Origin of the sequence: Modestobacter sp. VKM Ac-2983 (genome assembly GCF_026967885.1) — a bacterium.
GTDB lineage: Bacteria > Actinomycetota > Actinomycetes > Mycobacteriales > Geodermatophilaceae > Modestobacter.
Map to the genome: position 1 here is coordinate 1,247,067 of NZ_JAPVBK010000001.1, position 13,736 is coordinate 1,260,802.

Below are 13,736 nucleotides of genomic sequence, written 5' to 3' on the forward strand. Positions count from 1 at the left end.
CCACGGGGGCAGCGATCGCGTTCCGCGCCCCGTCCAGCGGCAGAGCTCCTGCGGCGGACGAGAGGAACCCATGCCCGACCTGTTCATCGATGGAACGTGGCAAGACGCCGCTGAGGGTGGGACCCGGGAGATCCGGTGCCCGGCGGACGGGACCCTGGTCGCCACCGTCTCGGAGGGGACTGCCGAGGACGCGGTGCGCGCGGTGCGGGCGGCTCGTCGGGCCTTCGACAGCGGCCCGTGGCGCGACACCACCGGCACCGAGCGCGGGCGGGTCCTCCACCGGGTCGCCGACCTGCTGGAGGAGCAGAAGGACGAGGTCGCCCGGCTGGAGTCGCTGGACACCGGCAAGCGGCTGGTGGAGTCCGAGCTGGACGTGGACGACATCGCCGCGGTGTTCCGGCACTACGCGGGGCTGGCCGGCGCGGACGCCGGGCGGGTCGTCGACCCGGGGATGCCGGACGTCTCCAGCCGGATCGTCCACGAGCCCATCGGGGTGTGCTCGCTGATCACGCCGTGGAACTACCCGCTGCTGCAGACCTCGTGGAAGGTGGCCCCGGCGCTGGCCGCGGGGAACACCTTCGTGCTCAAGCCGAGCGAGCTGACCCCCTCGACCTCGATCTGGCTGATGCGGGCGCTCACCGAGGCGGGCGTGCCGGACGGCGTCGCCAACCTGGTGCTCGGCACCGGCGCGAACGTGGGTGCGCCGCTCACCGAGGCGCCCGAGGTGGACCTGGTCTCCTTCACCGGTGGCCTGGAGACCGGCCGGAAGATCATGGCCGCCGCCTCGGCGACGGTGAAGAAGGTCGCCCTGGAGCTGGGGGGCAAGAACCCGAACATCGTCTTCGCCGACGCCGATCTCGACGTGGCGCTCGACTTCGCGCTCACCGCCGTCTTCCTCGACTCCGGGCAGGTGTGCTCGGGAGGCGCCCGGCTCGTCGTCGAGGAGTCCATCCACGACGACTTCGTCGACGAGCTGGTTCGGCGCGCGGAGAAGATCCGGCTGGGCGGGCCCTTCGACGAGGAGGCGGAGACCGGGCCGCTGATCAGCGCGGCCCACCGGCAGAAGATCGAGGACTACGTCGCCGCCGGGCTCGCCGAGGGCGCGGTGCTCCGCGTCGGCGGCGGACGGCCGGAGGCCCCGGAGCTCGCCGACGGGTTCTTCTTCCTCCCGACCATCCTCGACGGGTGCCGCACCGACATGCGTGTGGTCCAGGAGGAGTCGTTCGGCCCGGTGCTCACCGTGGAGACGTTCAGCGGCTCGAGCTCCGACGAGCTCGAGGACGCGGCCGTGGGGATCGCCAACGACACGATCTACGGCCTCGCCGGCGCCGTCTGGACTCAGAACGCCGGCCGCGCCGAGCGCATGGCGCGTCGGCTGCGACACGGCACGGTCTGGATCAACGACTACCACCCGTACGTGCCGCAGGCCGAGTGGGGCGGGTTCAAGCAGTCGGGGACCGGTCGGGAGCTCGGCCTCGCCGGCCTCGACGAGTACCGGGAGACCAAGCACATCTGGCACAACACCAGGCCGGCCGCGCAGTACTGGTTCGGCGAGCCCGCAGGGAGGGACGCATGAGCAAGTCCTACGACTACGTCATCGTCGGAGGCGGATCCGCCGGATCCGCCCTGGCCAACCGCCTGAGTGCGGACCCGGCCACGACGGTCCTCGTCCTCGAGGCGGGGCGCAGTGACTTCAAGGTCGACCCGTTCATCCACATGCCGGCGGCGCTCCCGTACCCGATCGGCAACCGGCTCTACGACTGGAAGTACGAGTCCGAGCCGGAGCCGCACATGAACGGCCGCCGGGTGTTCCACGCCCGGGGCAAGGTCCTCGGTGGCTCCAGCAGCATCAACGGGATGATCTTCCAGCGCGGCAACCCGCTGGACTACGAGCGCTGGGCCCGGGAGCCGGGCATGGAGCAGTGGGGCTATGCCGAGTGCCTGCCCTACTTCAAGCGCATGGAGACGTGCCTGGCCGGCTCGGACCAGTGGCGCGGTGGTTCCGGCCCGCTGGTCATGGAGCGCGGGCCGGCGACGAGCCCGCTGTTCGGTGCCTTCTTCGAGGCCACCCAGCAGGCCGGGCACCCGTTGACCGACGACGTCAACGGCTACCGCCAGGAGGGCTTCGCGCCCTTCGACCGCAACGTGTACCGGGGCCGTCGGCTCAGCGCCTCCCGCGCCTACCTGCACCCCGTGCTGAGCCGGCCCAACCTCACCGTGCACACGCTCTCCCACGTGACCGGGGTGCGGATGAGCGGTGGCCGGGCCGTCGGCGTCGACTACCTGCGCGGGGGCAAGTTCAAGCGCAGTGTCGACGCCGGTGAGGTGATCCTGTGCGGAGGGGCGTTCAACTCCCCGCAGCTGCTCCAGCTGGCGGGGATCGGCAACGCCGCGGAGCTGGAGCAGCTGGGCATCGAGTGCGTCGCGGACCTGCCGGGCGTGGGGGAGAACCTCCAGGACCACCTCGAGGTCTACATCCAGTACGCCAGCAAGCAGCCGGTCTCCATCGCGCCCTGGCTCAAGCACCGGCACAAGCCGCGCATCGGCGCGGAGTGGTTGTTCCTGCGCCGGGGCGTCGGTGCCTCGAACCACTTCGAGGCCGGTGGGTTCATCCGCAGCAACGACCAGGTCGACTACCCGAACCTGATGTTCCACTTCCTGCCGATCGCCATCCGGTACGACGGGACCCGCCCGGCCAGCGAACACGGGTACCAGGTGCACATCGGCCCCATGTACTCCGACGTCCGCGGCACCGTCAAGATCAAGTCCACGGACCCCCTGGAGCACCCCGCGCTGCGGTTCAACTACCTCTCGACGGAGAACGACCGCCGCGAGTGGATCGAGATGGTGCGCGCGGCGCGCGACATCCTCGAGCAGCCGGCGTTCGCGCCCTTCAACGCCGGGGAGATCTCGCCCGGCCCGTCGGTCGAGACGGACGAGGAGATCCTCGACTGGGTCGCCCGCGACGCCGAGACGGCGCTGCACCCGTCCTGCACCGCCAAGATGGGCACCGACGACATGAGCGTGGTGGACCCCTCGAGCATGCGGGTGCACGGTGTCGAGGGGCTGCGCGTCGTGGACGCCTCGGTGATGCCCTTCGTGCCCAACGGCAACATCTACGCCCCGGTCATGATGCTGGCGGAGAAGGCCGCGGACCTGATCATGGGCAACGAGCCGGCGCCGCCGCTGCACGTGCCGTACTACCGGCACCGTGAGGGGATGCCCCTCTACCCGCCGGGCGACCCCCGGAACACGGTCCCCGCCGGGCAGACGTCGTGAGCGAGCAGACCATCGCGGCCGAGGGTTCGACGACGGCCGGGCCGTCGGCGCGGATCAAGAAGCCGGTGTTCTACGGCTCGGCGGTCGGCGTCCTGATCGTGGCGGGGTGGGCCATCGCCGCCCCGATGGCGGCGGCGGACGCGATCGGCACCCTCGTCGGGTGGACCTCGGAGTGGTTCGGCTGGTTCTACATCCTGCTGGCGACCGCCGTCCTGGTCTTCGTCATCTTCCTCGGGGTGTCCCGGTACGGGCGGACGAAGCTCGGCCCGGAGCACTCGACGCCGCAGTACAGCACCTTCGCCTGGGCCTCGATGCTCTTCGCCGCGGGCATCGGCACCGACCTGATGTTCTTCGCGGTGGCCGAGCCGGTGACGCAGTACCTGGCGCCGCCGGTCGGGGAACCGGAGACGGTCGAGGCAGCGCGTGAGGCGACGGTCTGGACGCTGTTCCACTACGGGATCACCGGGTGGGGGATGTACGCGCTGATGGGGATGGCGCTGGCCTACTTCTCCTACCGGATGAACCTGCCGCTGGCGATCCGGTCGGCGTTGTACCCGATCTTCGGCAAGCGGATCAACGGCGCCCTGGGCCACACCGTCGACATGGCCGCCGTGCTCGGCACGATCTTCGGTGTCGCCACCTCGCTCGGCATCGGCGTCGTCCAGCTCAACTACGGGCTCGACGTGCTGGTCGGGATCCCCGAGGGCCGCGCGGCCCAGGTCGGGCTGATCGCGCTGGCCGTCGGCATCGCCACCATCTCGGCGGTCAGCGGGATCGACAAGGGGATCAAGCTCCTCTCCCAGCTCAACGTCCTGCTCGCCATCGGTCTGGCGGCCTTCGTGCTGATCGCCGGCAACACCGTGTTCCTGCTCAACGCCCTGGTGCTGAACATCGGCGACTTCGTCAGCACGTTCGGCGACCTCACCCTGCAGACCTTCGCCTTCGACCGGCCGGTCGACTGGCTGAACGGCTGGACGCTGTTCTTCTGGGCCTGGTGGATCGCCTGGGCGTCGTTCGTCGGGTTGTTCCTCGCCCGCATCTCCCGCGGCCGCACCATCCGGCAGTTCGTGGCCGGCACGATGATCATCCCGTTCACCTACATCCTGATGTGGGTGTCGATCTTCGGGAACAGTGCGCTGGACCGGGTGCGCGGCGGCGACGAGGCCTTCGGTGAGCTGGCGATGAACACCCCCGAGCGCGGGTTCTACACCCTGCTCATGGACTACCCGGTGTTCCCGCTGACCGCGGCGGTCGCCACCTTCGTGGGCCTGCTCTTCTACGTGACCTCGGCCGACTCCGGTGCGCTGGTCATGGCCAACCTGTCCTCGGAGCTGAGGACGCCGCAGGACGACGCCGGCACGAGCGTGCGGATCTTCTGGGCCGTGGCCACCGGCCTGCTCACCGCCGGGATGCTCATCGTCGGTGGGGTGCCCGCCCTGCAGAACGCCACGATCATCATGGGGTTGCCGTTCGCCTTCGTGATGGTGCTGGTCATGGTGTCGCTGTACAAGGCGCTGCGGGTGGAGGCCAACCGCACCGCCAGCCATGCCCAGAGCCTGCCGGGGCGGCTGTCGGGACGGACCCCGGTCGCCGGGGACCGGCGCGGTGGACGGACCTGGCGCACCCGGCTGAGCCGGGCCATGTCCTTCCCCGACAAGGCCCGGATCGACCAGTTCCTCGACGAGGTGGCGGAGCCGGCGCTGGAGGAGGTGGCGACGGAGCTGCGCGCCGAGGGGGTCGAGACCGAGGTGCGCCGGGGAACCGACGAGCTCGGGCAGACCCACGTCCAGCTGGTCGCCGACCTGCGCGGCGACTACCCGTTCGACTACCGGGTCCAGCCGGCGGAGGTGCCCATGCCGGTCTACGGACCGGCCTCACCCCGCGGCGACGACACCTACTTCCGCCTCGAGGTCCACATGCGGGAGGGCGGTCAGGGCTACGACATCATGGGGTACACCCACACGCAGATCATCGACGACGTGCTCGACCAGTACGAACGGCACCTGGAGTTCCTGCGCCTCCAGTCGTCCGGCACCACGTCCTGACGGGGTGCGGTCGCCGCACGACCCCGTGCGGCGACCGCACCCGTGCGTCTTACTTCTGTCGGTCCCCTCGGGCAGGATCCTCCCCGGAACAGCCCAGCCCGGGAGGAGCCCGTGATGACCGGTGCGATCGTCGAACGGCCGGACGTCGGTCAGGTCGCTGAGCTCGAGCCGCGGCTGGCCGAGCACCGGCGTGAGCTGACCGGGTACTGCTACCGGATGCTCGGGTCCTCCTTCGACGCGGAGGACGCGGTCCAGGAGACGATGGTCCGGGCCTGGCGGTCGCTGGACCGGCTGCAGGGCGCCGGGGCGCTGCGCTCGTGGCTGTACCGGATCGCCACCAACGTCTGCCTCGACGCCCTCGACGGCCGCAAGCGCCGGGCGCTCCCGGTCGACCTCTCCGACGAGTCCTCGGCCCCGGTGCCGGCCTCGTTGGCCGGCGTGCTGGCCGATGGTGCTTGGGTCGAGCCGGCGCTGGACCGCAGCGTCCTGCCGGTGGGGGGCGACCCGGCCGACCTCGCCGTGCAGAAGGAGTCGGTGCGGCTCGCCTTCGTCGCCGCACTGCAGCTCCTGCCCCCGCGCCAGCGCGCCGTGCTGATCCTGCGTGACGTGCTGCGCTGGAAGGCCGACGAGGTGGCCGCGCTGCTCGACACCTCCGTCGCCGCCGCGAACAGCGCGCTGCAGCGGGCCCGGGCCACGCTCGCCACCCACCAGGCGCAGGAGAAGGCCCCCGACCGGGACGTCGCCGCTCCGGACGCCGAGCTGCTGGCCCGCTACCTGGACGCCTTCCTCCGCTACGACATCGAGGCGCTGGTCGCGCTGCTGCACGAGGACGCCGTGATGGACATGCCGCCCTATGCGATGTGGCTGCGCAGCGCCGCCGACATCGGCACCTGGTTCGCCGGCCCGGGCGCGGAGTGCCGTGGCTCGCACGTGGTGCCGCTGGAGCTCAACGGCTACCCGGCGTTCGCCCAGTGGCGGCCGAACGGCCCGGACGGCGCCCACCGGCCGTGGGCCGTGCACGCGCTGACCACGGCCGACGGGCGGATCACCCGGATGACGGCGTTCCTGGACACCCGCCTGTTCGACCTCTTCGGTCTGCCGCACGACCCGGCGGCGGGGGGCTGACCCGGTTCAGGGCCGCCTCCTGGTCAGGGTCGCCACCGGGGCACCTCAGCCGTGGTCAGCCCGCCGTCGGGCGGCACGACCGCCTGGATCCTGCTCGGCCTGTCCGGGTCGTCGGCACCGCGTCCTCGGCGGTCCTCCGCCACCGGCTCAGCGGTCGGCGTCTCCGGGTCGGACCAGCCCGTTCTCGTAGCCGTAGACCACTGCCTGCGCACGGTCGCGCAGGTGCAGTTTCTGCAGCACCCGGCTCACGTGGCTCTTGGTCGTCTGCTCGGCGATGAACAGCTCCGCGGCGATCTCGGCGTTGGAACGCCCGCCCGCCATCAGGGTCAGGACCTCCCGCTCCCGCTCGGTCAGCCCGTTCATCGCCGGGTCGGGCGGTCGGGCGGTGGTGCGGGCGTCGACGAACTGCTCGATCAGCCGGCGGGTCACCCCCGGCGCCAGGAGGGCCTCACCGCCGGCGACCACGCGGATCGCGCGCAGCACCTCCTCGGGCTCGCTGTCCTTGAGCAGGAAGCCGCTGGCGCCGGCCTGCAGCGCGGCGTAGACGTAGTCGTCCAGGTCGAAGGTGGTCAGCACCACGACCCGCGGCCGGTGGCTGTTCGGCTGGTCTGCGGCGAGCATGCGCCGCGTCGCCTCGAGCCCGTCGAGGACGGGCATCCGCACGTCCATCAGCACGACGTCCGGCCGCAGGCTCCGGGCCGCCGCGAGGGCCCGTTCCCCGGTCTCCGCCTCGCCGACGACGGTCATGTCCTCCTGGGCGTCGACGACGGAGCGGATGCCCAGCCGGATCATCGACTGGTCGTCGACGACGAGCACGCGGATCACGAAGCAGCCCCTGGTGCGGCCGCCACGTCGTGGTCGGGCAGGTCGCTCGCGACGGGGACCTCCGCCGCCAGCGGCAGGTGGGCATCCACCTGCCATCCGCCACCGGGTACGGGGCCCGCGCTCGACCAGCCACCCAGCAGCGCTGCGCGTTCGCGGATGCCGATCAGCCCGTGGCGAGCCCGGGTGGGGTCGCGGAGGTCCATGCCGGGACCGGGCGGAACGACCGGGGAGGCGGTCGGTGGGTTGGTGACCGTCAGCTCGATCGCGGGTCCCTCCGGTGCGAGCCGGACGTCGACCGTCGCCGACGCACCCGGGGCATGCCGGACGACGTTGCTCAGCGCCTCCTGGACCACCCGGTACGCCGCCGCCTGCACGATCTCCGGGACCTCCCGGGTCGCCAGCGCCGGGTCCACCGTCAGCCGGGCCGCCGTTCCGCCGCGCGCCGTTCCGGCGACCAGCTCGGGCAGGTCGGCCAGTGTCGGGGTCGGCGTGACCGGGGCGTTCGCCCCGTCGTCCCGCAGCACGCCGAGCAGCTGGCGCATCTCCGCCATGGCGGCCTTGGCCGAACCTGCGATCTGCTGCAGCTCGGCGGCCGCCTCCGGGCCCAGGTCGGGAAGCCGGAAGCGTGCGGTGCTGGCCTGCATGTGCACGACCGACATCGTGTGCGCCACCACGTCGTGCAGCTCCCGGGCGATCCGGGTGCGCTCCTCCACCAGTGCCCGCCGAGCCTGCTCGACCGCCACGTCCCGCTGGGCGGCCGAGAGCTCACCGGCCAGCCGGGACCGCTGCTGCCACACCGACCCGGCCATCAGCACGAGCAGGGCGCTGGCCGCGTAGACCGCGACGGTGATGTCGCCGGCGGTCTCGCTGCCCCACTCCCCTACCTGGACGGCCATCAGGCAGGCGAGGCCCAGCAGCGAGGCGCCCCAGACCAGGGCAGCCGGCCGCCAGCCGCGGGAGACCGCCAGCAGCCCGACGTGCGCGACGAGGAGCAGGACACCGGGGACGGTGAGCGGCCAGGCATGCCCGTCCACGGGGTCGACCGCCAGGGCGGTGGCCGCCGCCGCCACGAACTGGACGGCGGTGGCGAGCAGTGGACGGCGCAACGCGAGCGGGAGCGCGAGGCCCTGCGGCAGGTGGATCAGCAGCGCGGCGGTGAACGGCAGCCCGTAGACACCCGTGGTGGTGGGCAGCTGCAGGAGCACCAGCAGGATCCCGGCGATCGCCGTTCCGGCCGTCCAGGCCCTCGCCGTGGCACGGTCGTCCGGCCGGGTCACCGCCATCCGTCGTCCACCTGCCGCTCCTCCGTCGTCCGGACGGGCACCGGCCCGCCGGCGATCCCCTTCCGCGGGCTCGCCTGCATGCACGCTAGAGCGTCGCGGAGGGACCGTCGTCCCTCTCCCGAGCGGGGAGACCCCCTACCGCGGTACGGGTCCGCGCCCCTGGTGCAGCCACCGCGGAGCCATGCCGAACAGCTCCGCAGGCCGACGACCACGGCGTCCTCGCCGTCCTAGCTTCTCCTCGCCGCCGGACGGTCCGGCGGTTGGTCCGCTCCATCGCCCGGGGCGGGTCGGGAGGGAGCAGCGACCAGGTGCAGCCCTATCTCGTCCTGGCGGTGCTGATGCTGCTGGAGGGACCGGCCACCACGGTGGCGGCGGGTTCGATGGTCGGCGCCGGTGTGCTGGCGCTGGTGCCCGTGTGGCTGCTGGCCGTCTCCGCCGACGTCGTCAGCGACAGCCTGCTGTTCGCCCTCGGCCGGAGCGGGCGGCACGGGCGCATGGAGCCGCTGCTCGCGCGGCTCGGTGTCTCCGGAGCCCGCGCCGCGCGGCTCCGGAAGGACGTGCGTCGACGCCTCCCTCGCGTGGTGGTCGGCGCGAAGCTGGTCGACCTCGGCGCCGTCCCGGCCTTCCTCGCGGCCGGCCTGGCCGGCGTGCCCTACCGCCGCTTCCTCGGCTGGGTCGCGTTCACCAGCTCGGTGCGAGCGGCCGTGCTGGTCGCCCTCGGCCTGCTGGCGGGTCCGCACATCGCGGGGATCACCAGCTCGCCCTGGGCCTTCGGCGCGCTCAGCGCGGCACTGGGCGGCTGCGTGCTCGCCGTCTCGCTCATCGCCAAGAAGCTCATCGCCAAGAAGTCGTCCTCCCTACGAACTCGAGGGGTTCTCCCGTGAAGATCCTGATCGCCGCCGACACCTACGCGCCCGACGTCAACGGCGCCTCGTACTTCGCCCAGCGGCTGGCCGCGGGCCTGGCCGCCGAGCACGAGGTGCACGTCCTCGCCCCGTCCCGGAGCCACCACAGCACCTCCGCGCAGGCCACCGGAGGCGTCACCGAGCACCGGGTGCGTTCCCTGCCGGTGCTGGTCCGCCGCGGCTTCCGGGTGTGCCCCCCGGCCGGGCTGCAGCGCCGGGTCCGGGTGGTGTTGCAGGCGGTCCGGCCGGACGTGGTGCACATCCAGAGCCACTTCCTGATGGGCCGGGCGGTTCTGCGTGCGGCCCGCGCGCTGGGCATCCCGGTGGTCGCCACCAACCACTTCATGCCGGAGAACCTGCTGCACTACGTGCCCGGTGGCGCCGCCGTCCGGCGCCGGGCGCATCAGTGGGCGTGGCGGGACGCCGCCGGCGTGCTCGCCCTCGCCGACGTGGTCACCAGCCCCACGCCGTTCGCTGCGGCGTTGGCCGAGTCGGCCGGGGTACCCGGGCCCGTGCTGCCCATCTCCTGCGGGCTGGACCTGGATCGGTTCTCCCCCGAGCGGGACGGTGCCCGGTTCCGCCGCAGGTACGGACTGCCCTCCGGCCCGGTGCTGGCCTCCGTCGGCCGGCTGGACCCGGAGAAGAACGTGCACGAGCTCATCGAGGCGCTCGCCCTGGTCCGGGCGCGGTGGGACCTCCACCTGCTCGTCGTCGGGGACGGTTCGGAGCGCACGAGGCTCGAGGCGCTGGCCGCCGAGCGCGGCGTGGCGGGTGCGGTGACCTTCACCGGCGTCCTGAGCGACGCCGAGCTGCCCGAGGCCTACGCGGCCGCGGACTTCTTCGGCATGGCCGGCACCGCTGAGCTGCAGAGCCTGGTGACCCTGGAGGCGATGGCCACCGGGCTGCCGGTGCTGGGCGTCGACGCCGGTGCGCTGCCGCACCTGGTGCACCACGGGCGGACCGGCTGGCTCTACCGGCACGGCGACGTCGAGGAGCTCGCCGAGCGGCTGACCGCCCTGCTGGACGACCCGGCCTCCGCCCGGCGGATGGGCCGGCGCGCCCGGGCCGTCGCCGCAGAGCACGACCTGGGCGCCACGCTCAGCGCGTTCGTCGGCCTCTACGACGCCTGCCTCCGCTCCCGCACGGCGGACCAGCCCCGCCGTGACGTCCTGGTGCCGACATGACCGCGCTCTCGGCGCCGCCACGACCCGGGCCCGCGACGGCCGTCGTCCACCCGGTCCCGGGCACGGACAGCCGGTCCGCGCCGTGGTTGCCGGTCGTCCTGCTCGGGGTGGCCGTCGCCGTCCTGGCCGGGATCGGCACCGACGTCGTCGGCGGGAACGCCCTCGATGGAATGCTCAGCGACGCCGTGCACCGGCCCGCCGGCGGCTGGTGGCTCGCGGGGTGCATCGTGGGGCTGGAGATCGCGGCGGCCGGTACGGCCCTCGGGGTGCACCGCCGCCTCGGGGCCGGTGCCCGGCGGACCGCGGTGCTCGGACTGCTGGCGCTGTGGTCGGTCGGCCTCGCCGCGGTGGCCGCGTTCCCCACCGACCTGCCCGGGCTCGACACGACGGCGTGGGGACGGGTGCACCAGGTGGCGGCCGCCCTGGCGACGGTGGTGCCGCCGGTCGTCGGGCTCCTGGTCGCGGCGACCTGCTCGCCCCCGGCTCGCCGCGCCCTGCGCGGTGCGGCGGTCGGCCTCGGCGGGCTGGGCGCGTCCTTCCTGGCCCTGCACGTCCCCGTCGTGTTCGCGGGCGCCGATCCGGTGCAGGGCATCGGGCTGGTCGAGCGGCTGCTGCTGGCCGGCACGGCGGCCACGGCGGTGCTCGTCGCCACGGGCCTGGCCGGCATCGGGGCTCCGCCGCCCGCCGCCGAGGGAGGTCTCCGGTGACCTGGCTGACCGACCTGGTGCGACCTCGAAGACGGTCGCTGGGCAGTCCCGAGCAGGGAGGTGCACGGTCGCTGGCCGGCAGAGTTCCGCGGCCTGAGCAACTGACCTGGCCCGCGCGCAGGCGAGGCGTCGATGCCCCACGGCGAGGGGCACACGACCTCGACCAACGTCTCCGGTCAGTACAGCGACGCCGAGGTCGCTCATGGCCAGGGCGTGCCTCATCCGTGCCTTGAGCACTGGCCAAGGCCCGTGGTCAGTGCTCGACGGGGGTCACACCGTCAGAACGCAGGAGCGGCGCCACAGGCTGGCTGAGCTTCACGAACGGGGATCCGAGCTGGTCAGGACGTGGAGCGGGTGACCGGGATCGAACCGGCATGGCCAGCTTGGAAGGCTGGGGCTCTACCATTGAGCTACACCCGCATGCTTACCGCGCCAGCCTATCCCGTGCCCGCGCGGCGCTGTCCGCAGGCCGTCGGCCTAGACTCGCCGGTGGCCACGGGGTGTAGCGCAGCTTGGTAGCGCACCTGCTTTGGGAGCAGGGGGCCGCAGGTTCAAATCCTGTCACCCCGACACTGCCGCGAGGTCTGGAAGACTCGCGGGCACGATCGGCCGCCGTCCGCGCGGAGGCCACGCCCATCCCCGTCGTACCTGAGGAGCACGCCGCTGTGAAGAGCACCATCGAGAACCTGGGCCCGACCCGGGTCCGGCTCGCGATCGAGGTGCCGTGGAGCGACCTGGACCACGCCTTCGGTGAGGTCTACAAGGAGCTGGGCAAGCAGGTGCGCGTTCCCGGCTTCCGCCCCGGCAAGGTCCCGAACCGCGTCCTCGACCAGCGGGTCGGCCGCCCGGTCGTGCTCGAGCAGGTCGTCCAGCACGCCGTCCCGGAGGTCTACTCCGAGGCGATCCGGGAGAACCAGGTCCGCGTCATCAGCCAGCCGGACGTGGAGGTCACCCGCATCGACGACGGCGAGGCCCTCGCCTTCACCGCCGAGGTCGACGTCGCCCCCACCCTCGAGCTGCCCCCGCTGGACTCCCTGGCGGTGACCGTCGACGACGTCGAGGTCACCGACGAGGAGATCGACCAGCAGATCACCGTCATGCGCGAGCGCTTCTCCACCCTCTCCGGTGTCGAGCGGGCGGCCGAGGACGGCGACTTCGTCTCCATCGACCTGGAGGCCACGCTCAACGGCGAGGTGCTCGAGGACGGCAGCACCACCGGGATGTCCTACGAGGTCGGCTCCGGCAACCTGATGAACGGCCTGGACGAGGCCGTGCGCGGGCTGTCCGCCGACGAGAGCGCCACCTTCTCCACGGAGCTGCTCGCCGGTGACCAGGCCGGTGAGATGGCCGACGTGACCGTCACCGTCCGGTCGGTCAAGGCCAAGGAGCTGCCGGAGCTGGACGACGAGTTCGCCTCGATCGCCAGCGAGTTCGACACCCTGGCCGAGCTGCGCGAGGACGTCCGCACCCGGCTGGCCCGCACCAAGGTGCTGCAGCAGGGCGCGCAGGCCCGCGACAAGCTGGTCGAGCACCTGCTGGAGACCATCGAGGTCCCGGTGCCGGAGAAGCTGGTCGAGCAGGAGCTCAGCTGGCGCAGCCAGGCCATGGAGCGCGAGCTCCAGCAGGCCGGCATGGACTGGGACGCCTACTTCTCGATGACCGAGGTCGAGAACCGCGAGGCCTACGACGCCGAGATGCGGGAGAACGTCGAGAAGGCGGTCAAGACGCAGTTCGTGCTCGACTCGATCGCCGACGCCCGCGAGGTCACCGTCGACAACGAGGACCTCTCCGCGCAGATCATGGCCCAGGCCCAGCGCAACCGGGTCAGCCCCGAGCAGTACGCCCAGCAGCTCCAGCAGGGCAACAACATCGCCGAGTTCGTCGCCGACGTGCGGCGCACCAAGGCGCTGGCCCAGCTGCTCGAGGAGACGACGATCACCGACGAGTCGGGCAACGTCGTCGACCTGGAGGCGCTGCGTCCGCGCACCGTCGCCGCCGACTCGGCCGACGCCGAGGACGCCGAGGACGCCGACGCGGCTGAGGTCGCCGAGGCCGACGCAGTCGAGGCAGACGCCGCCGAGGAGACCGACACCGAGGCGACGGCCGACAAGGCCTGATCCACCCCGGCACACCGCGCCGCCCGTACCCAGCTGGGTACGGGCGGCGCTGCCGTTCCCGAGGCCCTGGCCACGGCGTCGCTGCGCCCACGGCGAACACCGGCCCGCGCCGGGAGGAACCGGTCGGGGGTGCGCGTTAGGGTCGACGTGACACTCAGGCACCCCTGAAGGACGACCACACGAGGCCGCACTGACGACCGGCACCGAGGGTCGTCCGCAGCGTCGTCGGTCGCCCCCGACCACCGGCCAACCCGTTCCACGAGACC

10 protein-coding genes and 2 tRNA genes are annotated in these 13,736 nt (G+C 72.6%); 9 read left to right on the top strand and 3 right to left on the bottom strand.

Annotated features, from left to right (window positions below):
- Positions 1–70: 70 nt before the first annotated feature.
- From O2W18_RS06035 to O2W18_RS06050, 4 genes are all read left to right on the top strand, one after another.
- Complete coding sequence (locus O2W18_RS06035) at positions 71–1,576, top strand: aldehyde dehydrogenase family protein (protein WP_269186636.1); 1,506 nt, start codon at positions 71–73, stop codon at positions 1,574–1,576.
- Complete coding sequence (betA, locus tag O2W18_RS06040) at positions 1,573–3,279, top strand: choline dehydrogenase (protein ID WP_269186637.1); 1,707 nt, start codon at positions 1,573–1,575, stop codon at positions 3,277–3,279. The genes O2W18_RS06035 and betA overlap by 4 nt, the downstream gene beginning before the upstream one ends.
- On the top strand, positions 3,276–5,324 hold the full coding sequence (gene betT, locus O2W18_RS06045; RefSeq protein WP_269186638.1) for a choline BCCT transporter BetT: 2,049 nt from the start codon (positions 3,276–3,278) through the stop codon (positions 5,322–5,324). Before betA ends, betT begins: the two co-directional genes overlap by 4 nt.
- Positions 5,325–5,438: 114 nt before the next feature.
- Positions 5,439–6,449, top strand: coding sequence for a sigma-70 family RNA polymerase sigma factor (locus tag O2W18_RS06050; RefSeq protein WP_269186639.1), 1,011 nt, complete (start codon positions 5,439–5,441; stop codon positions 6,447–6,449).
- Positions 6,450–6,596: 147 nt separating this feature from the next.
- Here the strand turns inward: O2W18_RS06050 and O2W18_RS06055 are convergent, their stop codons facing one another.
- Both O2W18_RS06055 and O2W18_RS06060 read right to left on the bottom strand, forming a co-directional pair.
- The gene (locus tag O2W18_RS06055; protein WP_269186640.1) at positions 6,597–7,274 is read right to left on the bottom strand and encodes a response regulator; all 678 of its coding nucleotides are present in this window, start codon (positions 7,272–7,274) and stop codon (positions 6,597–6,599) included.
- Entirely contained in the window at positions 7,271–8,557 is a 1,287-nt protein-coding gene (locus O2W18_RS06060) for a sensor histidine kinase (RefSeq protein WP_269186641.1), read from the bottom strand. Before O2W18_RS06060 ends, O2W18_RS06055 begins: the two co-directional genes overlap by 4 nt.
- Before the next feature lie 260 nt (positions 8,558–8,817).
- On the opposite strand from O2W18_RS06060, the gene O2W18_RS06065 reads away from it, so the two are divergent.
- From O2W18_RS06065 to O2W18_RS06075, 3 genes are read left to right on the top strand one after another with little or no spacing between them, the layout of a single operon-like run.
- On the top strand, positions 8,818–9,441 hold the full coding sequence (locus O2W18_RS06065) for a DedA family protein (protein WP_269186642.1): 624 nt from the start codon (positions 8,818–8,820) through the stop codon (positions 9,439–9,441).
- Positions 9,438–10,646: a glycosyltransferase gene (locus tag O2W18_RS06070; RefSeq protein WP_269186643.1), complete on the top strand. Its 1,209-nt coding sequence runs from the start codon at positions 9,438–9,440 to the stop codon at positions 10,644–10,646. The genes O2W18_RS06065 and O2W18_RS06070 overlap by 4 nt, the downstream gene beginning before the upstream one ends.
- On the top strand, positions 10,643–11,353 hold the full coding sequence (locus O2W18_RS06075; RefSeq protein ID WP_269186644.1) for a DUF998 domain-containing protein: 711 nt from the start codon (positions 10,643–10,645) through the stop codon (positions 11,351–11,353). Before O2W18_RS06070 ends, O2W18_RS06075 begins: the two co-directional genes overlap by 4 nt.
- A 346-nt stretch (positions 11,354–11,699) precedes the next feature.
- On the opposite strand, the gene O2W18_RS06080 is transcribed toward O2W18_RS06075, so the two are convergent.
- Positions 11,700–11,773 (bottom strand) — tRNA-Gly (locus O2W18_RS06080).
- A gap of 76 nt (positions 11,774–11,849) precedes the next feature.
- On the opposite strand from O2W18_RS06080, the gene O2W18_RS06085 reads away from it, so the two are divergent.
- Both O2W18_RS06085 and tig read left to right on the top strand, forming a co-directional pair.
- Positions 11,850–11,923 (top strand) — tRNA-Pro (locus O2W18_RS06085).
- 95 nt (positions 11,924–12,018) lie between these two features.
- Positions 12,019–13,470, top strand: coding sequence for a trigger factor (tig, locus tag O2W18_RS06090; RefSeq protein WP_269186645.1), 1,452 nt, complete (start codon positions 12,019–12,021; stop codon positions 13,468–13,470).
- Positions 13,471–13,736: the final 266 nt, after the last annotated feature.